Genomic DNA, 26029 nt, shown 5'->3' on the forward strand with positions numbered 1-26029 from the left:
TTCATGCCGTCGCCGCTCCCGCCCGCTGCGCCAGCAGCTGGTCGATGAGCCGCGCCGCGTCCTGCGGGGCCGCTTCCGTGGTGTCGATGGTCAGGTCCCAGGTCATGCCCGGGTGCGCGGCCAGGTCCTCGCGGGTCGCGTCCCACGCCGCCAGGCGCGCCGCGGTGTCGCTGTCGCCGCGCCCCGCCGAACGCTGCTCGGTCACCTCGCGCGGGCACCACAGCAACACCACCGACCAGCCGGCCGAGTAGCCGTCGACCAGCGCGCGGACGCCGTCGACCTGTCCGAGGTGCACTACGGGCACCCCGGCCTCGAACGCCGCGTCCAGCCCGGGCGCGTCGATGACGTACGTGTTGCCGTAGCGACTGTTCGCGTAGACGACGTCGCCGGCGGTCTCCAGCGCGTGCAGCTGCTCCGCTGTGCCCATCCGGTAGCCGGCTGACTTGCCGGTCCCGACCTTGAGCCGCGCGAACTGGGCGTACTTGGAATCGAGGTTGCTGAGCGCGACGGTGACGGTGTCCTTGCCCGACGCCGGCGGGCCGTAGAGAACCACGCCCTGCCTCTCCGTCATGCGTACATCGCCCCCATCGCCTGCCGCGCCTGGTCCGCGAGCGTCACGGCGGTCCCCAGCCGGTTGTCAACGACCAGGTGCGGCACCGCCGGGCGCAGGTCGAGGTCGATCGTGGCCATGTACTCGTCCCACCGCTGGAGCTTCCACGCGTCGCGGGCCGCTGAGCGGAACCCGATGTACTCGCGCATCGACTCTTCGTCGCATCGCACCCACACCGGGAAGACGTCTACACCCATCGAGCCCGCACGGTTGGCCAGCCGCTGCATCCAGTCCGAGTCAGTCATTTCGGCGATGAACGGGGCGGTCAGCACCGTGGAGATGCCGCACTTGATGTTGGCCATGGCCGACTGCATCAGGCAGTCGTACTCCACGGGCCGGACCTTCTCGCGGTAGAGCTCGGTGTGCCGGTCGTTCGCATCACCGCCTAGCGCGACCAGCAGGCGCTCCACCAGCGGGCGGGTCAGCGGATCCTTGTCGAGCAGCGGCCAGCCGGTGAGCTGAACGAAGAAGCGGGCCAGCTCGGTCTTACCGCTGCCCGCGAAGCCACCGACCAAGATGAGTACGGGACGGTGAGGATCGCCGCCCGTGTGCCGACGCTTCCATGCGTCGATGATCCGCTGCTGCAAGTCGAAGTGGTCGGCTTCGCCGGAGCCCGGCGCGATGCGGTGAATGGCTCGCTCCACCGCCAGGACGTGCGAGCCGTTGAGGCGGTCGTCCATCGGCGTGAGCTTGAAGGACGTCTCCTCGCCTGGCAGGGCGGTGCGGAAGCCTAGGTCGGGCTCGGTGGCCCGGTACAGAAGGCAGTAAGCACGTCGGTAGTGCGGGCCGGGGTAGACCTCGCCCTGCTCGTGCTGCCAGAGGGTCTGCGGATTCGCGGCGGGGATGCCCTTGAGTTTGGCCTGCTCAGCGACCTGACGGAGGCGCTCACCGGCTTTCTCCAGGGTCAGTCCGTGGGCTTCGCGTTGCTCGCGCAGCTTGTCCGGACGCCAGCCCGCTCGGTGCTTCCCCACCCTGTGCCCCTCCGTGATCGTCATGGCCGTGAGCCTAGAGCTAGGCCCGCAAATCCCATGTGTACGTAGATGTTGAAAACCCGTGAACGCAGGTGTGCACGAGCTTCGACAAGGCTTTGTGATGTTGCGTTGCGGCGCTCGCGAGTGTGATGGCCCCCACACGACGACCAGTCATGAGGGGGCACGGGATGGGCGAGTTGGACCGCTCAGGCATCGAACGCGTACTCCAGCACGTAGGCCGCGCTGTCCATGGTCATCTCGTTCACTTCGACGGCCTGGAGCTCAGCGTCGAAGGCGGTGCGGCACAGCTTGATGACGGGACGCTCCAGGGGCATGGCCAGCCCTTCGGCCTCCTCAGCGACGGGCAGCCGGCACCGGATCTCTTCGCGGAAGTGAGCCGGCGCGTGCCCGAGCTCAGCGAGTCGGGCGTATGTGCCGCCCTCGCCGGTGTCCACGCGCATGATCGCCGTGCCTTCAGCCAGGTCAAGAGGCAGGTACGAGGTCGCGAGCATGACGGGCCGGTCGGCAAGAACGAAGCGCCGGGACCGAGCGCAGACGAGTTCGTTCTCGTCCACGTCCAGCATCCGCGCGACGTGCGCGGGCGCAGCCACGGTGTCCACGCGGACGTCGATCGTGACGGGGCGTTCCTCGTCAGCCGACCAGATGGACTTGCCGGCGCCCCACTGCTCGCGTGCGAGTCGCTGGATGCCGTGACGTCGGATCGGGCGGAACTCGATGACCCGAGCGCCGGCACCCTTCTTCGTCTCCACCAGGCCCTCGATCCGCAGGATCTTCAGCGCCTGGCGAGCGGTAAGCACAGCGACCTCGTACCGGGCGGCAAGCGCGCTTTCCCCCGGCAGCCGATCGCCGGGGCCGTACTCGCCGGACTCGATCGCCGCCTTCAGGTCGTCGGCAATCCGTTGGTACTTGGGCCGCTGTTCGCCCATGTCACTCGCCATACGTCTCCCTACCTCGTTAGCGATCCTACGGCCGCTGGCTATCGAGGAACCGGCAAGGGCGCCTCGGTGTGTGAGAGAGCCGCCGGGAGAGCGTACCTCGTTAACGTACCCCTTGACATCGCTAACGAGGATCGGTGTACTGAAGACGCACCGAACCTCGCTAACGAGGTCGGGGCGGGGGCGCCGAAGAGGTGCTGCTTCGCCCTGCCCACACGCCATCGGGACGCCTCCCGAGCTCAGCACCTCCGAGAGGAGCACCACCCCATGAACACCACCAGCCGCCCCGCCGCCGGCCTCGTCACCGAGAACTTCGACGCTGAGACGCTCGCGCTCCTGGAGGCGGTGGAGGTGCCGCTCCCCGACTTCGGCGGCCTGGACCTGGACGTCGCCTTCGGGATGCCGCTGGAGATGTTCGAGGCCGGCGCCCTCCCCCACGAGCGGCTGGACGGCCTGGACATCACCGCCGCCGTCGCCGCGATCGAGGCCCGCGAGAACCGAATGCTCGCCGCCCGCGACATCGTCGCCACCGACCCGACCGCCACCGAGCTGGTGCGCGAGCGCCTGGTCGACGTGCTCCTCCCCTACGCCGCGCAGCTGCGCATCACGCCGCCGACCGCCGCGGCGCCCCTGCCGATCGCGGCCTGACCCCTCCGCACCACCCGCCGGGTCTTCGGACCCGGCTCCCCCACCCGGAACCGCCTCGTAGGGCGGCGCCGGATGAGGGAGCCGGAAGCGACTCCCGACAGCATCCGCCCGGACATCCAGCCCTTGGGCTGGCTCTGGAAGGCAGCGGCTGTTCCTTGAGAACTCCACAGCGTGATCCACCACCGCAGTACCGGCCGTGACCACACCAGCCGGAGGTGAGTGGAAACCCGTCGTGCGGCGTCATCACCCCTGGTGGTGGCAGTCGGCACACGCGATGACCCGTCAGGCGCTCAGTTCCTGGGGGCGGTCCGGTGCAGTACCAACCGGGCGCTCATTACTGACGGAAAGCGTGGAGGGCCGACATCCCCACGACGTAAAAGAACGACGCGACACACTCCCAGACCCTCGGCACCCGGTCCCAGCCGAGGCGAGGAGCCGCGTCGGGACTGAGGGAACCTCGTTCTCCCTCTCAGCACACAAGGCGAGCAGGCGCGGCGGCAGAGGCCGCGCCCCCTGTTTTGCAGCCTCGCGCTGCCCAGTCGCCCACCGCCGGCCTTCGGGTCGTTCGGTGGGCGGTGGAGAGCGCGGTGGACACCGGCTCTACCAACGGCGACAGCCCCAGGGATCGGACCCCCGGGGCTGTCCAGGACCTGCATGGAGGCCCTGTTGAACTCCCTCAGCGTCGCACAGAACGACGACACCACCGACCCGATCATCGAAGAGGCCCTTCGCCGCGTCCGGCAGGGGAAGTGACCGCGATGGACTGGCGACACAACGCGGTCTGCCGCGAGGAAGACCCCGAGCTGTTCTTCCCGATCGGCAACACCGGCCCGGCGCTCCTGCAGATCGAGGAGGCCAAGGCGGTCTGCCGCCGCTGCCCGGTCATGGAGCAGTGCCTCCAGTGGGCGCTGGAGGCCGGCCAGGACGACGGCGTCTGGGGCGGCCTGTCCGAGGACGAGCGGCGGGCGATGAAGCGCCGCGCCGCCCGCAACCGGGCCCGCTCCGCTGCCTGACCACCCAACTCCCCCTGGAAGAAGGCGACATGCGGTTCCTCTACCTGCTCGGCATGGCCGGGCCGTTCATCGTCATCGCCGCGGTCCTCCTGGCCCGCTGACCCCGCTGCGCTTCCTGCGTTGCCCAGTCGCCACCGGCCCGCCCCGCGCGGTCCGGTGGCGGTGGAGAGCGAAGGAGCACCCGCTTCCCCAGCTCGGCTCGGCCCTCGCGGCTGGAGAGCACTTCCCCGACTCCCCGTCCTTGGAGGACCTCGTGATTGCACTGCCCCTCTTCCTGCTCGCCGGTGGCGCCACCTGGCTGTTCTGGCGCTCCGACATGCGAGCGGGCGTCCTGATCGCCGCGCTGGTCTGCGGCTACGCCCTGGCGACGTCGCCGCTCGCGAACGCGATCGACGGCATCGGCACCGGCATCGGCGCCGCGATCTCCAACGCCAACGACAGCGCGGCCGCCAGCAAGTGACCTTGTCGCTTGCCCGTGGCTCCGCACCGCGAGGTGCGGGCCCGCGGGGAGGTGACAGCCCCCGACCCGTCCGCACGACCCCCGACCTGGAAGGAACCCACCCCGACATGAGCGACAGCAGCGACAGCGGCGAGAAGCTCGGCTCGAACCTCTCGGAGCTCATCAAGCAGCTGGAGAAGATCGAGTTCACGAGCGACCGCGACCTCTACCAGTACGCCCGGATCCTTCGGGCGATCGGCCTGGAGCTCCACATGCGGATCGGCATGGACGCGGACATGGTCGGCGCCATCCTCGCCCAGTACAAGGGCAAGTGGTGGACCTTCGGTGCCCAGTCCAAGATCCGCGCCAAGCTGGTGTCCGCCCACCTCAAGGGCGGCGCGTCCGCCGCGAAGGTCCTCGGGCTGAGCGGCGTGAAGATGTACGCCTCCTTCGTCAAGCACTTCATCCAGCCCGAGATCGAGGCTGAGCGGAAGGCGCGCGAGGGCAAGGGCTCGAAGAAGCCCGGATTCTCCATCGGTGACAAGCCCAAGGGCGCCGCCGGGCGTCCGGGCGAGGCCGGAAGGGCAGCGTGATGGCTCGCCGTATCTCCTCCCGAGCGAAGAAGATCGACACCCGTACCGAAGAGGAGCAGGAGTCCTCGAGGAAGGCATGGGTCACCTACGGCGGGCCGTGGGGCATCAACATCGGCGGCTGCATCGTCGCCGAGACCGCCCACGTGCTGCTCGCCACCACCCCGGCCTCCCTGGCGCTCGCCGCGCTCGGTCTGGCCGGCACCGGGGCGGCCCTGTCGAAGTTCATCAACCACATGGACCACAAGGCCAAGCGCGAGAAGGACGTGCGCTACCTGCACCAGGTCAACGCGGTCGCCACCACGGCCGGGGTCACCCTGGGCACCGTGGTGGGCCTGGAGTCCGGCGCCACGATGGGCGCCTGGATGCTCGCCGGGTCCGGCCTGTGCATCGCCAACCACCTGTGGTCGGCGCTGTACAAGAAGGGCTCGGGCGAGAAGGCCGGCGGCAAGTGGGCCAAGCTCGAATCCGAGATCGGCCTGGCCAAGTACGAGCTGAAGGAGCCCAAGTCCAACGGCAAGGGCACGGTCGTCGCCCAGGTCGAGGCGAAGGACGGGGCTACGGCGGACGAGTTCGCCCGCCGTATCCCCGCCATGACCTCCGCGCTCAAGCTCGGGCAGGGCCGCATCACCCACACCGTCGACGACGACGACGCCTCGCTGATCACCATGCGGGTCCAGGTGGCCGACCTCCTCAAGGAGGGCTTCGCCTGGCCCGGTCCGTCGGCGTTCGGCGCCGGGTTCGGTGACCTGCCGATCAACCTCGGACGGTACGAGGACGGCGAGACGCTCAAGCTCAACCTGCCGGGCATCCTCAACGACCCGCAGGAGGTCAAGGGCGGCGAGAACGTCGAGCACTGCGTCGCCCAGGGCGTCAACGGCGCGGGCAAGACGGTCGGCAACTCGATCATCGTGACCGAGGCCGCCACCCGCACCGAGGTGTCCGTCATCGTCATCAACTGCTCGAAGTTCATGCAGGACTACGGGCACGTCCGGCACGCCGCCGACATGGTGATCACCAACGAGAAGGACGCCCGCCGGTTCTTCAAGCAGATGCACACGGTCATCAAGGCCCGCGGCGAGTACCTCGCGGCCAAGGGCCTGGCCAAGTGGAAGCCGGGCTGCGGCCTGAACTTCCTGCTGATCATCGGTGAGGAGGCCGCCGACTTCGCCGACGGCGAGGCGTACGGCAAGGTGCTGCGCACCCTGCGTTCCACCGGCGGCTGGTTCCTCTCCTCCATCCAGCGCGCCACGCACGACCAGATGGACACCACGGCGCGCTCCAACCACCCCGCCGGTATGGCCTACGGCCTGTCCGACGGCGCGGAGGCCCAGTACGTCCTGCCGCCCGAGGCGATCGACGCCGGCGCCTTCCCCGGCTGGGCGAACAGGAAGCCCGGCTACCTGTACGCGGCCGGGATGGGCATCGCGGAGGACCGCTGGGCGGTCACCGCCCGCACCTACAACGCCGACCGCCCGACCCTGGCGGCCGCCGTCACCGCGGGCATGAACGTGCGCACGCCGATGGACGCCACGACCGCTGAGGCGTTCGGGGCGCTGTGGACGAACCGCACCTTCTACACCACCCCGCTCCTGGAGGGCGACGTCGACGGATCCGGCGCCTTCCCCCAGCAGCCGGCCGCCCCCGCCGCCCCGGCGGCGGACCCGGCCTCCGAGTACGACGCCGACGACGAGTACGAGGAGGACGAGGACGTGGAGATCGACCCGGACCTGCTCGCGAAGGAGACCGAGGACTTGGACGAGGAACTGCGCCGGATCCTGGAGGCCGACCCCGAGCCCGGCGCGTACGACCACCTCAGCGTCGAGACCGAGATCGAGGCGCCGGCCGACGACGCCCCGGTCTTCCAGCTGCCCGGCGCGGTGGCCGACGAGGAGAAGCTCTCCCCCGAGGACACCAAGGCTGCCATCTTTGCGCGCCTGGATTCCTGGGTGCGCGAAGGCAAAGACAACTTCGAGCCCAAGGAGCTCAACGACCTGTGGATGCGGGTCAACAAGAAGGGCGCCCGCGACTGGTGGAACCGCCTGAAGAAGCAGCTCCTGGACGACGGCGTCATCGCCAAGGACGAGTCCGAGGAGGGCTACGGATCGTACGACCTGATCCGCTCCCCGCTCGACAACGGCAACTGACAGTCACAAACCCCGGGAGGGGCCGCACAGCGCACACCGCACTGTGCGGCCCCTCCCTCCCCCTAGGGAATTTCCAGTGTGCAGCCCCGCACACAGGTGATTGATCCCGGTTTGCACCCTGTGCAGTGTGCGCCGCACACTCCCCCCGCACACTACGGAAGGTAGCCAGAATGAGCGCCCCGACCGTGCCCCGGCCGAAGCAGGCCGGGCCGCCCAAGACCCCCGCCCCGCCCCCTCCGGTCAGCGAGGCGGACGCCGCCAAGGCCCGGAAGTCCATCGCCAAGCTGGACGAGGTCCTGGCCATGGTCACCAAGGCGCTGCTCACCCTCGGGGGCGGCGCTTTGATCTTCACTTGTGTGAATGTGACCCTGTTCGGGATCTCCCACCAGATCCCCTGGTACATCGCCTGGATGCTGGACCCGCTGGCCAGCCTCGCCCTGATCACCGTCCTGTACGTCGACGGCGTCCTCGCCGAACACGGCGGCGACTACAAGCCCGGCGGCTGGCCGTTCCTGCTGCGCTGGACCGCCGGCCTCTCCACCTGGGTGATGAACTGCTGGACGTCGCTCTACCCGGACGGCCACTTCCACTTCATCCCGCAGAAGCCCGACGCGGGCGGCATCCTGCTCCACTCCGTCGCCCCCGCGCTGCTGATCCTGCTCGCGGAAGCCGCCACCGGCTACCGCAAGTACGCGACCCGGCGGCGCGGCGAACTGAACGCGGTCATCGCCCAGTTCGAGACCGCGAAGGCCGCCGAACGCGAGGCCGCCGAAAAGCGAGCCCGCGAGGAAGCCGAACGCGAGGCCGCCGCGAAGCGCGCGGAGGCGGAACGCGAGGCCGCCGCGAAGCGCGAGGCGGCAGAACGCGAGGCCGCCCGGCGCGAACGCGAGGAAATCGCGAGGCTCGAAAACGAGCGGCGCGCCGCAGAAATCGAGGCGGCCGACCGTACCCGCCGTGCAGAAATCGAGGCGGAACGCGAGCGGCTCGCGCTGACCGAGCGGTCCGCAGAAATCGAGGCGTCGCGGCGCAAGACCGAAGCCGAGATCGAGGACCGCCGCCGCCGTGAGGAGTGGGAGCGGGAGCAGGCCGAACGGGACCGCGAGGCCGCCCGCCAGGCGGAGATCGTCAAGGCGGAAGCGCAGGCAGAGGCGCTGCGCAGGGAAGCCGAAGCCCAGGCGGAGGCCCTGCGCAAGGAGGCCGAAGCCGCCGCTGAGGCTGAGCGGATCAGGGCTGAGGCTGAGGCCCGCGCCCTGGAGGAAGCCGAGAAGCTGAAGCGGCAGCGCGCCCTGGAGCGGGCCGCCGCCAAGGCTCGCGGAACCTCGGAAAGTGCAGGCGCCCGCGCCTCGATTTCTGCGGGCCGTCCCTCGGAAAGTGGGGTCGCGCTCAGCGCGGTGCCCGCCCTGACCGCCTCGGAAAACGGCGGCCGGATCCCTCGCGAAGTGCGCGAGAAGCAGCGTGACGAAGCCGAGCGGTACATCGCGAAGTGCTCGCTGTCCGGCATCGCGCCGGACCTGGAGCGCCTCGGAAACCAGTACGGCAAGGGCGAGACGTGGGTCGGAGACCGCGTCCGCGCCGCGAAGAAGCGCCTCGCGGAAGAGGACGGATTCGAGGAGTCGGTCATCGCCGACGCCCTGGACGTCTTCGAGGACGACGACAGCGACAACGCCGGTGCGGCATGACCCACCGGCCCGAGCACGAGGAAGAGGACACCGTGGACACGGACTTCGAGTTCGACTTCACCCACCTGGGCACCGAGCCGGTCGCCCTGCTCCCCAAGGCCGGCCCCGGGCACCCGCCCACGATCCTGCTGCGCCGGGACGAGCTGCTGCCCACGCGGTGGCGCCAGCTCACCGACTGAACGCACACCCGAGCTTCGACGGCTCCACTGGCCCCCGAGATGAAGACAGCACCTCGGGGGCCGGTGAAGAGGCCGAAGCCTCCCCCGGACCTCACACGCCAGCGATCCGTCCGGGCTCCCCATCGAGGAGAGGACCCCATCATGCCGTCTCACGGCGAGCAGCCCCAGCCCACCTACTACCCGACGCCGCTGCCGCCCCAGTACGGGCAGCCGCCCGCCCCCGCGTACGGGCAGCACGTCGTCCCGCTCCCCCAGGGCGCGGTCGTCTACCCGCCGACCGCCGGCCTGGACGGCGTCGTCATGATGCCCGGCCCGAACGGCCAGCCGGTCGCGTACTACACGCCGCCGCCCGCCCCGGCCCCGCAGCCCTACGTCTCCCCGCTCCTGGTGAAGGCCGCGCTGGTCGCGTTCATCGTCGGAGTCGCCGGGGTCGGCGTCTACTTCCTGGCCGCCGCCATCCTCGAGCTCGCCAAGGCGCTCGCCATCCTCGCGGGCGTCGCCCTGGTCGGCTTCGTCCTGCTGAAGATGCTCGTCACCGGCCCCGGCAGCGGCCGCTCGATCAACGTCAACGCCCGCGGCCGCGCCAAGGTCCAGGTCCACACCGGCCGCGGACACAACCGAGGCCGTGGCCGCCGCTGAACCTGCGTCCCCGCCGGCCGTCCGGGACGTCGACATCTACGCCGACCCCACCGGCGCCCTCCCCGTCTACCGCTGGAGGCAGGCCCCGAAAGGGCTCGCCACCCGGCGGCAGCTGCGGGAGCGGCGCTTACGGCCCGGCGGCCAGGACCCGGTCGCCGTCATCGAATGCCGGGGCGGCAAGCGCAAGGCGTGGCTGTACGAGATCAAGAAGGCCAAGCCGATACGGCCGATGACCTTCGCCAAGGAGGTCGCGCTCGACAAGGCGATGGCAGCCCGGCAGACCTGCCCGAAGTGCTCGCGCCGGTACTACCACTGCCTTCCTCTGCGCACCCTCGGGTCCTGCTTGGAGTGCTACGACGGCACCCCGGCCGCGCCCGGCAGCTACATGCGACGCAGCGTCGGTCAACTGGCCGCCGCAGCCTGATCGTTCCCCCTGACGGCTGCCTGATCCACCCGTACCGCGCAACCGCGGGCCGGGTGGTGACGGGGAGCCGGGCAGCCCGGCCCCGAGCACATGACCTGTCCCCTGTGCCTGGGAGTGCCCACCTGTGATGGCGAAGAAGCCGCCCGCCGTGATCGGCGTTCTGACCGAACCCGCCCCGCCCACCTGGTGGAGAGCCCACCGCCACCAGGTCCTGCTGGTCGTCGGGATCTTCCTCGGCTGGCAGCTGTGCGGAGCAAGCAGCGGTGCCGCCGATCACGACCAGCACGGCCCCGACCGCCCCGCCCACAGCGTCACCCCGACCGCGACGCCGTCGACCACATCGAAGGAGAACCACCGGTGAGTGAGCCCGACAAGCCCCGCGAGCCCGACCCCGCCGTTCCTCCGCTGGACACCATCCCCGACAGCCAGCGCGTCCCCCCGCCCCGGCGGCCGGCCCCGCCCCGGCCCCAGCCGATCAACGCCGCCGCCGACATCCCGCCCGGCGCCATCGCCGCCTTCGGCGTCGTCGGCCTGGTCGCCCTGGTCCTCATCCTCAAGTGGGGCATCCCCAAGGGCATCGACTGGTACCACCACCAGGACTGGGCGTGGTTCACGCAGTGGACCGCCACCGTCGCCGACCCCGTCCACGCCTACCTGAGCGCGCACACGGTCGGCCTGCCCCTGACAGCGACCAGCGCGTTCGTCATCTGGCAGGGCGTCGGCCTCGTCTCCCTGGTCCTGTCCTGGATCACCGGCGCGGTCGGCGCCCGGCTGACCTGGACGGCACACGGCGCCTGCTCGGTGTTCATGGTGTGGGACGCCGCGCCCGCCGCCGGCCGTCCCGTCGCCGCCGCCCTTGCGGTCCTGGCCTGGACGATCGGCAGCCTCTTCGCCCTTCGCGGCCTGTCCCTGCGCCCGCTGATCCACCTGCACAACCACAACCACAACCATCCGGCTCGCTGATCTGACGGCTGCCTGATCCACCCGCCCCGCACACGCGGGCCGGGTGGTGACGGGGAGCCGGACAGCCCGGCCCGGATGGGAGTCGCACGTGACCACCGCCCCCCTCACCATCACTGGCGACCGGAACCTGGACGCCGCCTGCGCCACCGTCACCGGTGAGATCGCCCGCACCGACAGCAAGGCCAGCCTGCTGCTCGCCTTCGACGGCGCGGTCCTCGCGGGTCTGGCCAGCGTCGCCGACAAGGACCTGCCCGTCTTCACGAAGGCCGTCGGCGCCCTGGCCGTCCTCGCCCTCGCCGCCGCGGCGGTCTTACTCCTCCTGGTCGTCCGGCCCTGCCTGACCGTGCCCGGCCGCCCCGCCCCGGGCACCTTCCCGCAGTGGGCGCACCTGGAGGAGAACGAGCTCCAGGAGGCGATGGACCAGGACCACCGCCCCGCCCGCATCAAGGCGCTGTCGACCCTCGCGGTCCGCAAGTTCCGGCGCCTGGCCCTCGCGGTCGACGTCATCCTCGCCGCGCTCGCCCTGCTGACCGCCGCCGCGATCGGGGTGCTGGTGTGAGCACCGCCGCCAGCTTCGTCATCAGCTACGCCAGCATCGCCGGCGCGCTCGCCATCCCCTTCGTGATCGCCGCCGCCCGCCGCACCGCCGCCCGCATCCACGCCCAGGCCGACCAGAAGGAGCAGTAACCCATGGCACTCACCCTGTTCGCCCGCCGCCCCGAGCCCGTCGAAGCGCCGGCCCCCGAGCCGTGGCCCGAGATCGGCGAGACCTGGAAGCCCGAGGGCGTCACCATCGCCCAGCGGTACTACAACCAGGCGCACGCGGTCGTCCTCGTCTACACCACCGACGAAGGCCCGCACGGCACCTACTACTCCGTCGCCTGCCTCGGCTGCCACTACGCCACCCGCGAGAACGGGAAGCGCACCTACAGCACGCGCTACAGCCTCGCCGACGCCGCGACGGTGGCCAACGAGCACGCCACGACCTGCCGGGCGCTGCCCCGCGACATCCCCGCCCGCCCGGACGACGACACCGTCCGCGAGCGGCTGCACGCCTGGGTGCGCGGCGCCCGCCGCCGGGACGAGGACAGGCAGCTGTGGGTGTCCGACCTGGACCTGGTCCGCCTCACCCTCCAGCGCTCCAACGACTGGATCGTGGACGTGCTCAACCAGCTGGTCGTCGACGAGCCGGAGATCCTGCGCATCGAGCGCAGCCAGTACAGCGACTACGTCTCCTACTACGCACGCCGCCTCCCGGAGAACTGACCGGCGCTCTCCGCGCGTCCCCGCCCGCCGCACGTCGGCGGCCGGGGCCGGGCGGTGTCCGCCCGGTCAGCCGAGACCGGACGACCGGCCCTCCCCCGGAGGTCACCGTGTCCCTCGCCCGCCGCTCCCTCATGGAGGCCGCCGCCGCCCGCTTCGGCTGGCGCCGCGCCTACGCCGACACCACCGCCGTCGACGAGCTGCTCACCGAGCAGACCGAGACCGCGTACACCGAGGCCGCCGACCACGCGGCCCTGGCGACCGCGAAGAACGACGACATCCTCGCCGTGCAGCCCGGCGTCCTGGACGTCCGCGGCCGCGTCCTCGCCGACGTCCTCTACCTCGAGGGCGTCCTGGCCGGCGCCCGCAACCGCGGCCTGCCCGGCGAGCTCATCGAGCGCCTGGAGGACGCCGTCGACCACGGCCACGAGATGACCGTGCTGCTCGCGGACACCGTCCGCACCACCGCCGCGCTCCACGCGGCCAGCTGAGCGCCCGGGGCGGCCGCAGGCGTCGGGCCCGGCCGCCCCGGAGCAGTCCCTCCCCCTCCCAGAGCGCATCGAGAAGAAGAAGGAGCTCCATCATCATGACCGCAACCCTGCGCCAGACGGCCACCACCGTCGCCAACTCGATGATCGAAGGCGCCAGCATGGCGTCCGCGCTGATCGGCGGCGCGGCCGGTGCCTACCTCGGCTACCAGCTCGCCCCCACCGGCTGGACGGACGGAACCCGCATCCTGTTCGCCGGGGCGGTCGCCGTCGTCGGGGCCGTCGCCATCGACGGGGTCGCCGAACTCGTCCTCGCCCCGCTGCGCCGGCTGATGCGGACCCGCAACCCGCTGAACGTCACCCGGGCGTCGGCCCCGGCCCCGGCCGACAACCTGGACGAGGCCCTCGCCCAGGTCGCCACCGCCACCGAGGCCGACGCCGCGCACCGCGCCGCCGGTGCCGCCTTCCGCATCGACCAGGGCGACAACTTCCTGCGGGACGAGGACCGGTGGCGCGGCTACGAGGACGGCGAGGCGTCCTTCTACCTCGCCCCCGGCGTGGTGCTCCACCACCGCGCTGAGGTCGGCAAGTACGGCCACGAGCACCACTTCACGCTGCTGACCGGCGACGGCGAGCAGCCGGTGGCCATCACCGGCATGGAGCAGATCCGACACCACCTCGCCGCCCGCGCCGCCGGCCTTCCCGCCCGCCCGGCGACCGCCGACACCGAGGACGCAGACGAGGACAAGGCGCTGATCGCCGTGCTCGATGAGCACATCAAGGCCCTCGAAGCCTGACGGGCTACCCGTTCCGCCCCGGCCCCGCGCGGCCGGGGCGGTGCGGTGGCCAATCAGCCCACCCCGTTCCCCCATCGAGAGGACCGCATCGACCATGCCCGCGACCAGGAACAGGCCCTCCCAGCTCAGCGTCCTGCGCCACGGCGCGTTCGTCTCCCGCACCGCCGAACAGCGCGTCACCTCGTACGCGCCGACCGTCCGCAACCTGGTCCACGACCACTTCGGACGCCGCCCGCTGGGCGCGGTCACGATCATCCTGACCAAGCCGCGCCTGCTGCTCTCCCTCGCCAACGAGGCGCAGGGCGAGGCCGCCGGCGTCCCGGAGAACACCTGGAAGTCCGTCGGCGTCCAGCAGAGCATCATCGGCAAGCCCAAGGACTTCCGCGTCGCCACGGTGATCGCTCCCAAGGGCGCGATGTGGATGCTGATCAACGCCCCGAAGATGCGCGACCCCAAGCAGCTCAAGCTGAGCCTGCTGCGCGGCTTCGTCGAGGTCGACCAGCTCATCCGCTCCGGCGCCCGCGACAACCGCGTCGCCTGGGTCCGCCACGAGATGAACGTGGCCCCGCTCAGCAAGCGGCAGGCCAACAAGCTCCAAGCGCAGATCCTCGCCGACGGAGCCGAAGCCGAGCGCATCACCACGGACCTCGCCCGCCGCCTGTGAACTGACGCACCGCCGTGCCGCCCCGGCCCCGGCCGGGACGGTGCGGGGGCACGTCAGCCCACCCTTCCTGACCGACACGGAGGAAGTCATGGCACGCAGCGCCCGGCCCGTCGTCCACTACATGGCGACCCGGCCCGACGGCACCGTCCCGCCCACCGACACCTACCTCGCCGCCTACCACCGCGCCCAGGGCGAGACGATCCCGACCGTCAACCTCGCCGACAACATCGGCCAGGTCATCGACCACCCCACCCCCGGCCGCAAGTGGTACACCGACCGGCCCTTCGGCTACTTCCACATGTACACCCGCCCCGGCGAGATCCTGGAGCGCATCGAGGACGGCTGGCCGATCCGGCTCTGGATCGTGGAGCCGCTCGGGGAGACCGGCAACTGGGGCGGCCACTTCTACCCGTACTGGCTGCTGTCCCAGCAGATCCGCGTCGTGGAGGAGACCGACGCCTGGAAGGCGTTCGGGCACCGCGGCGCGCAGGTCCTGGCGACGCTGGCGCAGATCCCCGACCTCGCCGGGCAGTGGGCCACCGAGTGGACCGCCGACCCCGAGCGCACCCTCCGTACGTACAAGGCGTGGGAGGAGCGGGTGGACCGCACCCGGGCGCTCACCGGCTGGGCGTCCTGCAGGGCGGAATACTCCCGCCGCGAGGCCGGCCTCCAGGCGGCCAACGAGCTCGCCGGGAACGCCGCCGGGGAGGCTGCGACCGCCGCCGGCGCCGACCCGCACGCCGTCACGCTGATCCAGCTGCGGGCCCGCTGCCTGGTCGCCGGTCAGCTCATGTTCGACCGGATCCGCAACGGCGAGTACGAGCAGTCGATCCGCGGCCTGCTGCTCGGAGCCGGACTCGACACCCCGGCCCCCGTCCCGGCCTGACCACCCGCAACACCCTCCAGGCCGCCCCGACCGGGGCGGCCTGCTCCCTCTGCGAGACCAGGAGACATCTGGTGATCACCGACACCACCGACGAGACGATCCGCTACACCGCCGACGTGGTCCTCTTCGCCGACCGGCACGTCCTGCTGATCGAGCGGGGCTGGGACCCGTTCAAGAGCCGGTGGGCGCTGCCCGGCGGACACGTGGACAAGGGCGAGAGCAGCCTGGACGCCTCCGCGCGCGAGCTGGAGGAGGAGACCGGCATCACCGTCCCGACCGCCGAACTCCGGCAGGTCGGCGCCTTCGACGCCGTCGGCCGTGACCCGCGCGGCCGGTACGTCAGCGTCGCCTACACCGCCACCCTGCCCGCGCTGGTCGAACCGACGGCCGGTGACGACGCCACCGCCGCCCGCTGGTGGCCCCTGGCCGACCTCCCCGACCTCGCGTTCGACCACGCCGAGATCCTCGCGGAGGCCGTGAAGCGCTGACCCCTCCTCCGCGCACGCGGCGTTCCTCCGTGCCGCCCCGGCCTTCCCAGCCGGGGCGGTCGCGGTGTTCCGCCACGACCAGCGATGGAAGGAGATGGGCGTCATGCCGCTTCGCTACTTCGAGGTTGACGTCCCGATCAAGCAGAACGACCAGCAAGGGCGGCGCATCCACATCTTCGTCGGCCTGGCCGACGACCCCCTCGCTGCCCGCGAAGCCGCGCACGACGCGTACGCCAAGGCGCGGCTGCTGCACCAGGCCGGACAGGAGATCCCGCACGAGTTCGTCAGCGGTTGGGGTGCCCGGGGGCTGCGGCCCGACTGGGACCTCGACTGGAACAAGGCGACGGCCGCTCCGTGGGTGGACCCCCACGGCCTGTTCGGCACGCGCCGCACGTTCTGAATCCGCCCCGGGACGGCCGCCAAAGGCCGGAAAACCAGTCGGCCGCCCCGGGCCTACCCATCCCGTACAAGACGAGAGGGAGAGACCAGTATGGCCTCCACCGTGCGCGTACAGGCCCCTTCGGGAAATCGCGCCCTGTTCATCACCACGCTCGCCGTGCCGCTGACCGGCTGGACCGTGCACGCGGTCAGCCTGCACCGCAAGCTCGCCGCCGCCCGGAAGGACCCGCTCACCGGGTTGCTCGGGCGCGACGGCTTCACCACCCGGGCCCGGCAGATCACCGACCGGTACGGCAACGCCGCCCTGGTCGTCCTGGTGGACCTGGACCACTTCAAGCAGATCAACGACGGGCCCGGCGGGCACGCCGCCGGCGACCGCGTCCTGGCCGCTACCGCGACCCGGCTCACCGCCTGGGCGGGCAGCCGCGGCGCGGTCGGCAGGCTCGGAGGGGACGAGTTCGCCGTCGCGGTCCGGATCGGCCCGGCCCGCCGCGAGCTCCGTCTCGCCCAGCTCGTGCAGCTGCTCGCGCAGCCGGTGGAGGTCGAGGACGGCGTCCTGGTCGACGTCGCCGCGTCGGTCGGCGCGGCCTCCCCCGACGTCCTCGGTACGACGGACCTGTCCGTGCTCCAGCGGGCCGCCGACGCCGCGATGTACGCGGGCAAGCACACCGGCCGTGCGGTCCTCGCCGGACCGCAGCACACCACGGTCCCGTCCATCAACGGGCGCCGCGCCGGACGGCCGGGCACCCACACCCTGGGGCGGGCGGCATGAGCGAGCCCACCGCCGTCGACCCGGGCACCTGGATCCGGGGCATCACGATCCGCCAGCCCTGGACCAGCTGCATCCTCGCCGGGAAGGACGTGGAGAACCGTCCGGCTCCCTGGTCCTGGCGCGGCCTGGTGCTGCTGCACGCCGGGCAGGCCACCGAGCGGGCCCCGATGCGTGACCCGCTGGTCGCCACCGCGATCCGCGGCCGCGCTCTGCCCACCCGGGCCGTCATCGGCGTCGCCCGCCTCACCGACTGCCACCAGGACGCCGCCGGCACCGCCCCGTGCTCCCGCTGGGCGCAGGCCGACGCGTTCCACCTGGTCCTCGCCGACGTCCAGGAGCTCGCGCTGCCCATCCCGTGGCTGCACGGGCAGCTCGGGCCGTGGCGCCCGCCGCAGGACCTCGTGGACCAGGTCATTCTCCAGCTCCCACACCTCGCTTCGGAGGGCACCTCATGAGCGGCACCCGCGCCGGTGTCCCGCAGCCGCCGACGTTCATCGCGGCCGACGACCGGATCCCCTTCCCCGACACCGACCAGGTCCTGCGCTGCCGTACGAGCCCGGCCCTGTTCCAGATCGAGGACATCCCCACCGACCAGGACCCCCGCGCCCGCGAGAAGGCGCTCGCCAAGGCCAAGCACGCCTGCTCCGGCTGCCCGATCGTCAAGGACTGCCTGAAGTGGGCACTGGCCAACCCCGCCCTGACGAAGACCGGGGTGTGGGCGGCGACCACCAAGCGCGACCGCACGCAGCTGCGCAAGCAGCTCGTGGCCCGGCTCGGTGAGGACTGGGTCGGCGTGGTCGCCGAACAGGACCGGCTCCGCAGGGAGCGGGCCCGCGCGGCCCGCCCCGTGCCGCCGACCGCCCGCGAACTCGCCCTCGCCCGCCTGGAGCTGGAGTCCATCCCCACCCGGCCCGCGCCGTACAACCGCTGGAAGGAACCGATCACCCCCCAGCGCGCGGCGTCGAACCTGCGCGTGCTGGCGCTGGTCGCCAGCGGCAAGGCCGCGTGATGTTCACCGACTGGACCGAGGCCCTCGAAGCCGAGTCGCTGCCTCTGGACCCGAACCCGGCGCAGCAGCTCGCCGCCGCGGCACGGGTCACCGCCCGCAGTTCCCGCGACAAGGACGACCTCGGGTTGCTCCTGGACGTCCTCGGGCTGCCCACCGACACCGACACCCTCACCGCCCTGCTCCCCCTCATCCCGGAATCCGGAGACGCACCCACCATGACGAACACCCCCGCCGCCGCCCCGGCCCTGTCCGCGTTCGAGGCCATGGCGATCTCCATGCACAACAACGGCGACTCCGAGGAGACGATCCGCGAGGCCACCGGCCTGAGCGAGACCGAGCTCAGCGACCTCATCGCCGACCAGGTCCTCGGACTGCCCCGCCAGGCCGCCGACGGCCCGGCCGCCATCGACGTCCCGGTCGTCGCGCTGCCCGTCTCCAACGCGCTCCAGGAGCTGATCGACTGGGCGGCCGCGCACCCGACCGCCTCGGTCCGCAGCCGCGCCGCCCGCATCACCGCCGACCTCTCCGAGCTGTCCGAGCGCCGCGACTCGGAGGCCGCGCAGCGCGAGGCGGAGGAGAAGGTCGCCAAGGCCAAGGCCGAACTGGAGAAGGCGCAGGAGGAGCTGCGCACCGTCAAGGCCGGCACCCGCACCACCACGGCGGCCGCCGCGCCCACCCCGATCCGTTCGGGCCTGGGCAGCGGCCGCACCCGGGAGGAGCTCGCCGCCGTACGGACGTGGGCGCGCGAGAACGGCCACCAGGTCGCCGACGCCGGGATGGTGCCCAAGCGGGTCCTGGAGGCGTACGACGCCGCGCACCGGGCGCCGGTCCGGAAGGCCGGCTGACCGTGGCCGACGACGCGATAGCCCTGGACGGCTTCCTGGACGAGGAGACCGTGCCCGGCGACCTGCACGGGGAGACGGCGCGGTTCCGCCTCACCGTCTCCCCGACGGACGAGCGCACGGACGAGATGATCCTGCCGTGCACCGTCGCCGACCCGGCGCTGGCGCACGCGGTCATCCACGACCTGGTCCCCGGCGACAAGCTCCGCGTCACCGGCTACCTCCGGCTGCCCCGCACGCCGGACGAGCCGATGTGGCTGGTCGTCACCACGCTCGCCGTGCTGGAGACCGCGCCGGAGCTGTCCGACCCGGCCGCCGTCGCCACGGCCGTCATCGAGCGGTACGGGCCGTACGTCTGCTACTTCGACGCCGACGTCCCCGAGGTGGAGGTCTTCACCGAGACCGGGGTCCGGGTCGGCACCGCGCCCGAGCCGAACGGGATCGGTGAGCTGCTCGAAGCCTTCGAGCACCGCCAGGCCGCCGGCGGCGAGTAGCGGAGCCGCCGTGCCCATCCGTCCCGAGAACCTGCACCGCTACCCGCGCGACTGGCCCCAGATCAGCGCGCGGATCCGGTTCGAGCGGGCGGGCGGCCGCTGCGAGTGCACGGGCCAGTGCGGCCTGACGCACCCCGGCGGCCGCTGTCCCGCCGTCCATGAGGAGATCCACCCGGACACCGGGTCCGTGGTCGGCCTCACCACCGCCCACCTCAACCACACCCCTGAAGACGTGCGATCCGAGAACCTGCTCGCCGCCTGCCAGCTCTGCCACCTGCGCATCGACCACGGTCACCACCGGGTCACCCGCTCGCTCACCCTCGCTGCCCGCGCGGCCGCCGCCGGACAGCTCGGACTCCTCCCCGAGACCGCGCTCACCCGCACCGAGCCGCCCACCCCGCCGCGCCCCACCCGGGGTCGCGCTCCGGCGGCCGCGCTCCACCAGCTGCCCTTCCCCGACGCCGAACTGGAGACGAAGCCCATGGCCCGCATCAGCGTGAAGGTCGTCCCGCTCCACCCCGACGGCACCGAATGCACCCACGCGGTCAGCCCCTCCGGCAAGCCCCGCGACCCGGAGGCCGGGTGCGCCGGCCGTCGCAACTACGCCGTGGTGTGCAGCGCCTGCGGGACGGTCGGCGAGCCGCACGGCCTGCGCGTCCTCGCCGAGCCGGAGCAGAGCAAGCACCGCGACAGCCACAAGGCCGCCCTCGCTCCGGCCTCCCGCTGACCTCCACCCGCCCGGCCGCCGGACCAGCACGGTCCCGGCGGCCCCGTCCATGTGAGGGCCGATGCCCACCACCGTCTTCGACCAGTTCACCCGCCGCACCGCCGACGTCACCGCCCAGCTCACCACCCTCGGCATCCCGCTCACCGCGCCGACCCCGCCGCCCGCCGACCCCGACCCGGCCGACCCGTGGGCCAGTAGCTACCCGGTCCCGGTCGACCGCTCCACCCTCGCCTGGTGCACCGCCGTCACCATGCTCGCCGACCACCACCACACCGGCATCGACCGCCAGGTCCTCGCCGCCGACGCCCTGCTGCGCGAACTCGGAGTCCGCGGCCTCGCCCAGCTCCACTCCGACATCCACGCGGGCGCGCCCGTCGACTACCGCTTCACCCGCTGCCCGTACTGCTCCGGCATCGGCGAGGACCCCACACAGCCGGACTGCAGGGAGGTCGGCTGCGCGTCGTGGCTGGAGTTCGCCGGACACGATCACGTGTGCCCGGTCTGCCACGGCGAGGACTACCAGCCCCAGTGGTTCGCCGAAGAGCAGATGACCGGGCTCGAGGAACTGCTCGCCGACGCCATCGAGGAGCGCGAGGAGCGCACCTTGCTCCGCTACCGGATCCGGGCCCGGCTGTACCGCCGGACGGTGCGCTCGTGACGGCCCGCGTCGTCGACGGCAAGCCCTGGACCGGACGCATGCGCACCGCGGCGCTCCGGCGGGGCCTGGTCCGGCCTGCCGAGTTCTCCACGTGGGCCGGTGCTCGCCGGTATCACGAGCGGCACGGCCGGGACCGCCAGGTGCTGGAGAAGCTGCGGGCCTCGATCCCCAAGGACGGCATCCGGGAGCCGCTCCTACTGGGCATCCGCGCAACCGACCGGCTCGTCTTCGTCTTCGAAGGGCACCACCGCGCCGTCATCGCCCTCGAACTCGGGGTGCGCTCCTTCCCCTTCCGGTGGTTCTGGGACCCGGACGTCCAGACCGTGGAGCACGAGCCTTTCCCCCACCACGCACTGGGACCGGACGGGCAGGAGTGGCTGTGCCACCAGGAGGCCCGCTCATGACCGCCCGCTTCCGCAGATGCGGACACGGCAGCGGACCGATCCACCCCGGCGACCAGAAGGCCGTCGCGGAGTTCACCGCCATGCTCACCGCCCGCCAGCGGCCGACCCCGTGGACCGGCCGCGGCGACGTCGCCGTACGCATCGGGGAGCGCGGCCTGGAACGCGGGCGCCCGCTCCCCGAGCAGCCGGCCGACACCGACCCCGTCGCCCTGGTCCTCATCCACCCCGACACCGAGACCGCCCTCACCGGCACCCTTCACTGCGCCACGGCACGAATCCACGGCGCGTGGACCGGGCCCTACCGGCTCCTCACCCACGCCCTCGCCGGACGCGACCTCCCCGGCGACATCGACCTGCGCACCTGAGCACACGAAGCGGCCCCCGCCGTCCGGACCTTCGCGGTCCGAGCGGCGGGGGCCGCTTTTCGTGTTTCTGGAGCCGTCAGGCCGCCGACGACTCCGCGGCGGGCGCCTTGATCTCCACCTCTATGCCGACTGAAGCCGACAGTGCCTCGATCAGCTCGCGCACCATCGTGCGGGTGCCCTCGGGGTTGCGCTCCATCGCGGCCTGGAGGGTGTCCGCGTCCAGCTTCCTGGTGGCCCGGGTCAGCGCCTTGTACGGGTCCCTGGCCGCCGGGAGCTCGGTCTTGCCCTCAATGCTCGCCAGGTACCCGAGCACGGCTTCCTCGGTGGCCTTCTTCTTCCCGGCCGCCGACGGGGGCAGGCTCCCCGCCGCGCCCTTCACCAGGTTCGCCGTGACGCCCATACCCTTCACCTGGATCAGGGCGAGGTACAGCAGGGCGGCCGCGTCGACGCTGTGCTCTTCGGCCAGGGCGACCAGCTCCCACGCCTGCCCGAAGCCCAGCTTCTTGGAAAGAATTCTTTCCAAGTCGTTCGATTTCCCGCCGACCATTTCGAACAGCTTCTCTGCGATCTTCCAGGACCGGATCAGCTGGTTCGCGTACTGCCGGCTGATGTCCCACTGCTCCTGGCAGTAGTCCTCGAAGTTGTCGTGGGTCGCCCGGTAGAGCCGACCGTCCCTGATGACCTGGAGGGCCTTGCCCGCTGCCCAGTAGGCGACCCGCAGGTTCTCCAGCGCCGCCTCGCAGCGCACCAGCAGCTGCTGCTCCTGGGCGATGAGGACAGGCGTGTCCGCGAGCTGCTTCGTCGGCAGCTGGTCGATCGACCGCGCCAACGCCACCGCCGTGTCCGGCTTCCCCGGCCCCTGCGGTGCGCCGTTGATGTTGATCTGTCGTCCCATCAGAGCATCTGCTCCATCGTCAGGGCGACGCGCATGAAGTCCTCGCGGGCGTTCAGCGCGGTGCCGCTCATCTTGTACTCGGTGACGAGCGTGCCGTTCTCGTAGGCGTGCTCATGGATCGTGTACCTGCGGATCGGGTCGGAGACGCGCGGGTAGTTCCGCTGGTCGATCCAGACCTTCACCTTGTTCAGCTGCTTCTCTTCGCGGTCCTTGCCCGGGTCGTGCATGTTGATCACGACCAGGAAAGGGATCCCGCGCGGCTTGAGAACACGCTCGATCGTGAACTCGCACTCGTCCCAGGTGATTTTCGACGGGGTGATCGGCACGATCGCCAGGTCTGCCATCTCCAGGACCTCGCGCAGGGCGTCGGCCGTACGGCTGTCGCCCAAGGGGTCCGCGCCCCACTCCGCGTCCGGGTCGACGTCCAGGAAGCCCGGGGTGTCGATGATGACCCGGCGGCGGTCAGGGTCCTGCACTATGCCGGGGAGGATGCCGGTCTTGCTCTTGGTGACGACGTAGTCGAACGGCAGTGACGCCTCCCGCACGCCCGCACACCACTTCTCCAGGGTCCCCTGGACGTCGATGCCAGCGGCAACGACGGGCGCACCGGCGTCCTCGTCCGCGTTCGACAGCACCGCCGACCGGCCGGCGCACGCCGCCGTGTTGACCGCGATCGTGGACTTGCCCGCGCCGCCCTTCTGCTGAATGACGACGATCACCTTCGCCGCCCGACCAGTCCGGGCTGCTGTCTCGGTGGCATGTTGCACGGCTGTGGATGTGGTCATCCGATGGCCTCTCAGTCGCCCGTTGATTTCACCGCCCAGTGCGGCTACTCGGACGCGCCACAGCTTGCCAGACAGGAAAGATCCAGCGCAGCCGCCCCGCCCGCTCAACGGGATGAACGCACCACACGGGGGAGAGGTACCGGGGCCGGACGCTCGGAAGTGTCCCGGCCGCCAACCAACAGGCGACCCGCGCCCGCAAGACGGCCTTCGGCCAGGGGCCGGTTCAGGATGCTGTGCGTCCCGATCCGGTGCCACACCACGTGGGGGAGCCCGGCGACCACCACCCGGCCGTACGACCACGTCGCGCGCCCGTCCGGCGCCCAGGTGAGCTCGTAGACGCCCGGCGCGCACCGCACGCCCTTGATTCGTAAGCCGGGGCGGAACTGGCGGCCGGTGCGCAGGTCCGGGACGAAGGCGTCCAGCACGACGCGGCGGAAGCGCTGGCGCTGGGCGGGGGTGAGGTGCTGGAGGTCGGCGGTGAAGCGGGGGCAGGTCTCGAAGGTGGGCACGGTGTCTCCTCCGGGCAGCACGACGAAGCCCCCGGCGGGTGCCGGGGGCTGGGTAGGCGGTGCTTCCTTGGCGGTGCTCGTCCTTGGCGCGTGGTGATGCTCAGCGGTGCTTGCTGGTGTCGTTCGGGTCGTTCTGTGCGTGCTGCCGGAGAGCGATGACATTCGCGTCCGGCCCGGAGCCGCTTCCCGCCCGGCGGGCACCCGAGAAGAAAGTCGGGCCGTTGCTCCCGCCTGGCGGGAAGCCGGGCTGATCGGCCTTTTCTTGCAGGTCAGAGCCGTGTGGCGTGGTCTGCATGACAGTCGATATCAGGATCGTTCGGGCCGGTCAGATGTACCGCTACTACCTCCGGGAGACCGTCGTCGGTGACGGCCGGCGCCCTGCCCGCACGCCGCTGCGCGCCGCCCAGGAGCAAGCCGGGGTCCCGGCCGGGCGTTGGATGGGCCGCGGGTTGGGTGCGCTCGGACTCGCGCCGGGTGAGGAGGTCACCGAGGCGCAGCTGCGGAATCTGTTCGGCGAGCGGGGCCGGCACCCGTACGCGGACCGGATCGAGGCCGACCGGCTCGCCGCGGGCGACTCCCCGAAGAAGGCGTTCAAGGCCGGCGCTCTCGGACGCCGGGTGACGGTGACCGGGGTCGACTTCGTGTTCCGGCCGCAGCCGACGATCTACCTCCTGTGGGCGTTCGGGGATGAGGAGACCCGTCTGGTGATCGAGGCCGCGCACGAGCGGGCGATCGAGCGGGTGCTGGAGTGGATCGAGGACGAGGTCGCGGTGATCCGGTACGGCAAGGACGGCATCTACCGGGTGCGGCCGCCCGGCGGTCTGGTCGCCGCGCGCTTCCGCCACTACGAGGCGCGTTCTGGCCGGCCCTTGTTGCATGACCATCTTCTGCTGTCGGTGAAGGGGCAACGCCTGGACGGGAAGTGGGGGTCGATCCACACCACGGCCCTGCACGAGAACACCGTGGCCGCCTCCGCGCTCTACAACGAGCTGGTGGCCGCGGAGGTCTGCGAGGCGCTGGGGCTGGCGACCGAGCCGCGCACCGTCACCCCGGGGCGTCGGCCGGTGATGGAGATCGCCGGGGTGCCGCACGAGCTGATCCGCTGGACCTCCCGGCGCAGCGACCAGATCGCCGCCTGCCTGACCGAGCTGGAGCACGAGTACGTCACCGCCGTCGACGACGACGGCGAGCTGAAGTTCCTGCCCGTGGTCTCCGAGCGGGCCCGCGCCAAGATGAACGCCATCGCCGCCCGCAAGACCCGCCCGCCGAAGCAGAAGACGCTGCCGCTCGCGCAGCTGCGCGTCTGGTGGAAGGTGAGCGCGATCCTCACCTCCAAGGTCGCCGCCGACGTCATCACCTCCCTCCTCGAGCACGCCCGCGCCGCAGCCGCTGCCATCCAGGCTCGGGTCGCCGCCGTGGTCGACGTCGCGCTCGCGGCCGTCGACGTCGCCGCGACCGTGTTCGTGATGAACGACGGCGGCCGCTTCCACCGCCGGCACCTGCTCGCCGAAGCCCGCCGCCACCTCGCCCTGGTCCTGCGCGGCCGCCGCCGCGACCCCGGCCTGGACGACCAGGTCGTGGCCGCCGCCATCTCCACCCACTGCCTGGACATCAGCGAGCCGAAGACGATCCGCGGCCTGGAGGCCGGCTACCGCCTCTACACCGCCCGGTGGGCCCTGTCCGACCTCCCCGCCCGCCGCCGCCCACCCGCCGTGCCCGATCCGGACCGGCAACCCCCGGTCGATCCCGGTGAGCCAGCTGCACCCCGGCCCCCGGGCCAGGACGCGGGGGAGTGGGAGATCCCCCGTGTCCCGCTCCAGTACGAGCGCGCCGTCCTCGCCGGTGCGGTGGTCCGCGAGAAGCTGCGCACCGCCACAGCAACCGCCGTGCGGGGCCGGGCGTACGACGTCGTCGCGCACCAGCAGGCGGCGATGCCCGAGCAGCTGCTCGCGCCCGAGCCGGCCGACCCCGAGCACGACGACCAGGAGCCGGAGGCCGGGACCGGCGAGGCGATCGACATGGCGGCGCTGCGGGCCCTGCGGGATTCCCGTACGGACGTGGAAGCCCTCGACATCACGGGCGACCGACTGCGCCACCTTCAGGAGGTGTTCGCCAAGGCGGGAGATGCCGCCCGCGCCCGCGCGGAGCGCACCGGCCCGGTGCGCCCGGTGCGCCGGGACGACCAGCAGGCGCACCGCCCGCAGGAGCCCGGACCGCACCGGGGCCGGGAGGCCGGCCACTGAGTGCACCCGATGGTGCGCACCGCCGATGTCCACTCCACCGAGTGGGCTCCACCGGGCGGGAGTGGACGCCATCGCCGGGAGTG

Annotated in this window: 36 protein-coding genes; 30 read left to right on the forward strand and 6 right to left on the reverse strand. The window is 71.8% G+C overall.

Features of this window, described 5'->3' with window-relative positions:
• Nucleotide 1: 1 nt before the first annotated feature.
• The 3 genes from ACFZAT_RS32520 to ACFZAT_RS32530 all read right to left on the reverse strand — a co-directional run bounded on the left by ACFZAT_RS32520 (nucleotide 2) and on the right by ACFZAT_RS32530 (nucleotide 2540).
• Nucleotides 2-571: a guanylate kinase gene (locus ACFZAT_RS32520; protein ID WP_391269379.1), complete on the reverse strand. Its 570-nt coding sequence runs from the start codon at nucleotides 569-571 to the stop codon at nucleotides 2-4.
• Nucleotides 568-1605, reverse strand: a complete 1038-nt coding sequence (locus tag ACFZAT_RS32525; RefSeq protein WP_361388376.1) for an AAA family ATPase — start codon at nucleotides 1603-1605, stop codon at nucleotides 568-570. Before ACFZAT_RS32525 ends, ACFZAT_RS32520 begins: the two co-directional genes overlap by 4 nt.
• A 182-nt stretch (nucleotides 1606-1787) precedes the next feature.
• Complete coding sequence (locus tag ACFZAT_RS32530) at nucleotides 1788-2540, reverse strand: GntR family transcriptional regulator (protein ID WP_361388379.1); 753 nt, start codon at nucleotides 2538-2540, stop codon at nucleotides 1788-1790.
• 264 nt (nucleotides 2541-2804) lie between these two features.
• Between ACFZAT_RS32530 and ACFZAT_RS32535 the strand changes: the two genes are divergently transcribed.
• The 29 genes from ACFZAT_RS32535 (at nucleotide 2805) to ACFZAT_RS32675 (ending at nucleotide 21514) form a co-directional block, all read left to right on the forward strand.
• Nucleotides 2805-3185, forward strand: a complete 381-nt coding sequence (locus ACFZAT_RS32535) for a hypothetical protein (protein WP_391269382.1) — start codon at nucleotides 2805-2807, stop codon at nucleotides 3183-3185.
• A gap of 758 nt (nucleotides 3186-3943) precedes the next feature.
• Complete coding sequence (locus ACFZAT_RS32540) at nucleotides 3944-4198, forward strand: WhiB family transcriptional regulator (protein WP_391269383.1); 255 nt, start codon at nucleotides 3944-3946, stop codon at nucleotides 4196-4198.
• 253 nt (nucleotides 4199-4451) lie between these two features.
• Nucleotides 4452-4658: a hypothetical protein gene (locus tag ACFZAT_RS32545; protein WP_161266716.1), complete on the forward strand. Its 207-nt coding sequence runs from the start codon at nucleotides 4452-4454 to the stop codon at nucleotides 4656-4658.
• A 107-nt stretch (nucleotides 4659-4765) separates the two neighbouring features.
• Nucleotides 4766-5230 (forward strand): hypothetical protein, encoded by a 465-nt coding sequence (locus tag ACFZAT_RS32550; protein WP_358832341.1) that lies wholly within the window; start codon nucleotides 4766-4768, stop codon nucleotides 5228-5230.
• Complete coding sequence (locus ACFZAT_RS32555) at nucleotides 5230-7374, forward strand: hypothetical protein (RefSeq protein WP_391269386.1); 2145 nt, start codon at nucleotides 5230-5232, stop codon at nucleotides 7372-7374. Before ACFZAT_RS32550 ends, ACFZAT_RS32555 begins: the two co-directional genes overlap by 1 nt.
• A 170-nt stretch (nucleotides 7375-7544) precedes the next feature.
• Nucleotides 7545-9053, forward strand: a complete 1509-nt coding sequence (locus tag ACFZAT_RS32560; protein ID WP_391269387.1) for a hypothetical protein — start codon at nucleotides 7545-7547, stop codon at nucleotides 9051-9053.
• Nucleotides 9050-9232, forward strand: coding sequence for a hypothetical protein (locus tag ACFZAT_RS32565; protein ID WP_391269389.1), 183 nt, complete (start codon nucleotides 9050-9052; stop codon nucleotides 9230-9232). The genes ACFZAT_RS32560 and ACFZAT_RS32565 overlap by 4 nt, the downstream gene beginning before the upstream one ends.
• Nucleotides 9233-9373: 141 nt before the next feature.
• Nucleotides 9374-9871: a hypothetical protein gene (locus tag ACFZAT_RS32570; protein ID WP_391269396.1), complete on the forward strand. Its 498-nt coding sequence runs from the start codon at nucleotides 9374-9376 to the stop codon at nucleotides 9869-9871.
• Nucleotides 9858-10295 (forward strand): RRQRL motif-containing zinc-binding protein, encoded by a 438-nt coding sequence (locus tag ACFZAT_RS32575; RefSeq protein WP_391269399.1) that lies wholly within the window; start codon nucleotides 9858-9860, stop codon nucleotides 10293-10295. Before ACFZAT_RS32570 ends, ACFZAT_RS32575 begins: the two co-directional genes overlap by 14 nt.
• Nucleotides 10296-10422: 127 nt before the next feature.
• Nucleotides 10423-10656 carry a hypothetical protein gene (locus ACFZAT_RS32580; protein WP_391269402.1) on the forward strand — a complete coding sequence of 78 codons (234 nt, stop codon included), beginning with the start codon at nucleotides 10423-10425 and terminating at the stop codon, nucleotides 10654-10656.
• Nucleotides 10653-11258, forward strand: a complete 606-nt coding sequence (locus ACFZAT_RS32585) for a hypothetical protein (RefSeq protein ID WP_391269404.1) — start codon at nucleotides 10653-10655, stop codon at nucleotides 11256-11258. Before ACFZAT_RS32580 ends, ACFZAT_RS32585 begins: the two co-directional genes overlap by 4 nt.
• An 88-nt stretch (nucleotides 11259-11346) precedes the next feature.
• Nucleotides 11347-11817, forward strand: a complete 471-nt coding sequence (locus ACFZAT_RS32590) for a Pycsar system effector family protein (protein WP_161330359.1) — start codon at nucleotides 11347-11349, stop codon at nucleotides 11815-11817.
• Entirely contained in the window at nucleotides 11814-11945 is a 132-nt protein-coding gene (locus ACFZAT_RS32595; RefSeq protein WP_272924171.1) for a hypothetical protein, read from the forward strand. Before ACFZAT_RS32590 ends, ACFZAT_RS32595 begins: the two co-directional genes overlap by 4 nt.
• 3 nt (nucleotides 11946-11948) lie before the next feature.
• Nucleotides 11949-12524: a hypothetical protein gene (locus tag ACFZAT_RS32600; RefSeq protein WP_391269407.1), complete on the forward strand. Its 576-nt coding sequence runs from the start codon at nucleotides 11949-11951 to the stop codon at nucleotides 12522-12524.
• A gap of 107 nt (nucleotides 12525-12631) precedes the next feature.
• The gene (locus ACFZAT_RS32605; protein ID WP_391269408.1) at nucleotides 12632-13012 is read left to right on the forward strand and encodes a hypothetical protein; all 381 of its coding nucleotides are present in this window, start codon (nucleotides 12632-12634) and stop codon (nucleotides 13010-13012) included.
• Nucleotides 13013-13107: 95 nt separating this feature from the next.
• Complete coding sequence (locus tag ACFZAT_RS32610) at nucleotides 13108-13806, forward strand: hypothetical protein (protein WP_391269410.1); 699 nt, start codon at nucleotides 13108-13110, stop codon at nucleotides 13804-13806.
• A gap of 94 nt (nucleotides 13807-13900) precedes the next feature.
• The gene (locus ACFZAT_RS32615; protein WP_391269412.1) at nucleotides 13901-14470 is read left to right on the forward strand and encodes a hypothetical protein; all 570 of its coding nucleotides are present in this window, start codon (nucleotides 13901-13903) and stop codon (nucleotides 14468-14470) included.
• An 88-nt stretch (nucleotides 14471-14558) separates the two neighbouring features.
• Nucleotides 14559-15356, forward strand: coding sequence for a hypothetical protein (locus tag ACFZAT_RS32620; RefSeq protein ID WP_391269414.1), 798 nt, complete (start codon nucleotides 14559-14561; stop codon nucleotides 15354-15356).
• Between the two features lie 71 nt (nucleotides 15357-15427).
• Entirely contained in the window at nucleotides 15428-15844 is a 417-nt protein-coding gene (locus ACFZAT_RS32625; protein WP_391269415.1) for an NUDIX domain-containing protein, read from the forward strand.
• 103 nt (nucleotides 15845-15947) lie between these two features.
• Nucleotides 15948-16244, forward strand: coding sequence for a hypothetical protein (locus ACFZAT_RS32630; RefSeq protein WP_391269416.1), 297 nt, complete (start codon nucleotides 15948-15950; stop codon nucleotides 16242-16244).
• 90 nt (nucleotides 16245-16334) lie between these two features.
• Nucleotides 16335-17015: a diguanylate cyclase gene (locus ACFZAT_RS32635; RefSeq protein WP_391269418.1), complete on the forward strand. Its 681-nt coding sequence runs from the start codon at nucleotides 16335-16337 to the stop codon at nucleotides 17013-17015.
• On the forward strand, nucleotides 17012-17470 hold the full coding sequence (locus ACFZAT_RS32640; protein WP_391269421.1) for a hypothetical protein: 459 nt from the start codon (nucleotides 17012-17014) through the stop codon (nucleotides 17468-17470). Before ACFZAT_RS32635 ends, ACFZAT_RS32640 begins: the two co-directional genes overlap by 4 nt.
• Complete coding sequence (locus ACFZAT_RS32645; protein ID WP_391269423.1) at nucleotides 17467-18024, forward strand: WhiB family transcriptional regulator; 558 nt, start codon at nucleotides 17467-17469, stop codon at nucleotides 18022-18024. The genes ACFZAT_RS32640 and ACFZAT_RS32645 overlap by 4 nt, the downstream gene beginning before the upstream one ends.
• Nucleotides 18024-18869 (forward strand): histone-like nucleoid-structuring protein Lsr2, encoded by an 846-nt coding sequence (locus ACFZAT_RS32650; protein WP_391269425.1) that lies wholly within the window; start codon nucleotides 18024-18026, stop codon nucleotides 18867-18869. Before ACFZAT_RS32645 ends, ACFZAT_RS32650 begins: the two co-directional genes overlap by 1 nt.
• Nucleotides 18870-18871: 2 nt before the next feature.
• A complete protein-coding gene (locus tag ACFZAT_RS32655) occupies nucleotides 18872-19360 on the forward strand; it encodes a hypothetical protein (RefSeq protein WP_391269427.1) in 489 nt (162 codons plus the stop codon).
• 10 nt (nucleotides 19361-19370) lie between these two features.
• On the forward strand, nucleotides 19371-20087 hold the full coding sequence (locus ACFZAT_RS32660; protein WP_391269429.1) for a hypothetical protein: 717 nt from the start codon (nucleotides 19371-19373) through the stop codon (nucleotides 20085-20087).
• 61 nt (nucleotides 20088-20148) lie between these two features.
• Complete coding sequence (locus tag ACFZAT_RS32665) at nucleotides 20149-20745, forward strand: hypothetical protein (RefSeq protein WP_391269431.1); 597 nt, start codon at nucleotides 20149-20151, stop codon at nucleotides 20743-20745.
• The gene (locus ACFZAT_RS32670) at nucleotides 20742-21149 is read left to right on the forward strand and encodes a ParB N-terminal domain-containing protein (protein ID WP_391269433.1); all 408 of its coding nucleotides are present in this window, start codon (nucleotides 20742-20744) and stop codon (nucleotides 21147-21149) included. Before ACFZAT_RS32665 ends, ACFZAT_RS32670 begins: the two co-directional genes overlap by 4 nt.
• Nucleotides 21146-21514, forward strand: coding sequence for a hypothetical protein (locus tag ACFZAT_RS32675; protein ID WP_391269436.1), 369 nt, complete (start codon nucleotides 21146-21148; stop codon nucleotides 21512-21514). The genes ACFZAT_RS32670 and ACFZAT_RS32675 overlap by 4 nt, the downstream gene beginning before the upstream one ends.
• 76 nt (nucleotides 21515-21590) lie before the next feature.
• Here ACFZAT_RS32675 and ACFZAT_RS32680 read toward each other — a convergent pair whose 3' ends face one another.
• The 3 genes from ACFZAT_RS32680 to ACFZAT_RS32690 form a co-directional block, all read right to left on the reverse strand.
• Nucleotides 21591-22409 (reverse strand): hypothetical protein, encoded by an 819-nt coding sequence (locus tag ACFZAT_RS32680; protein WP_391269438.1) that lies wholly within the window; start codon nucleotides 22407-22409, stop codon nucleotides 21591-21593.
• Entirely contained in the window at nucleotides 22409-23128 is a 720-nt protein-coding gene (locus ACFZAT_RS32685) for a ParA family protein (protein ID WP_391269441.1), read from the reverse strand. Before ACFZAT_RS32685 ends, ACFZAT_RS32680 begins: the two co-directional genes overlap by 1 nt.
• A 170-nt stretch (nucleotides 23129-23298) precedes the next feature.
• The gene (locus ACFZAT_RS32690; RefSeq protein WP_391269444.1) at nucleotides 23299-23703 is read right to left on the reverse strand and encodes a hypothetical protein; all 405 of its coding nucleotides are present in this window, start codon (nucleotides 23701-23703) and stop codon (nucleotides 23299-23301) included.
• Between the two features lie 293 nt (nucleotides 23704-23996).
• On the opposite strand from ACFZAT_RS32690, the gene mobF reads away from it, so the two are divergent.
• Nucleotides 23997-25946 carry a MobF family relaxase gene (mobF, locus tag ACFZAT_RS32695; RefSeq protein ID WP_391269446.1) on the forward strand — a complete coding sequence of 650 codons (1950 nt, stop codon included), beginning with the start codon at nucleotides 23997-23999 and terminating at the stop codon, nucleotides 25944-25946.
• The last annotated feature ends 83 nt before the right edge of the window (nucleotides 25947-26029 follow it).

The organism is Streptomyces sp. NPDC008163 (assembly GCF_042956885.1).
In the GTDB taxonomy this organism is placed as follows: Bacteria; Actinomycetota; Actinomycetes; order Streptomycetales; family Streptomycetaceae; genus Streptomyces; species Streptomyces drozdowiczii_A.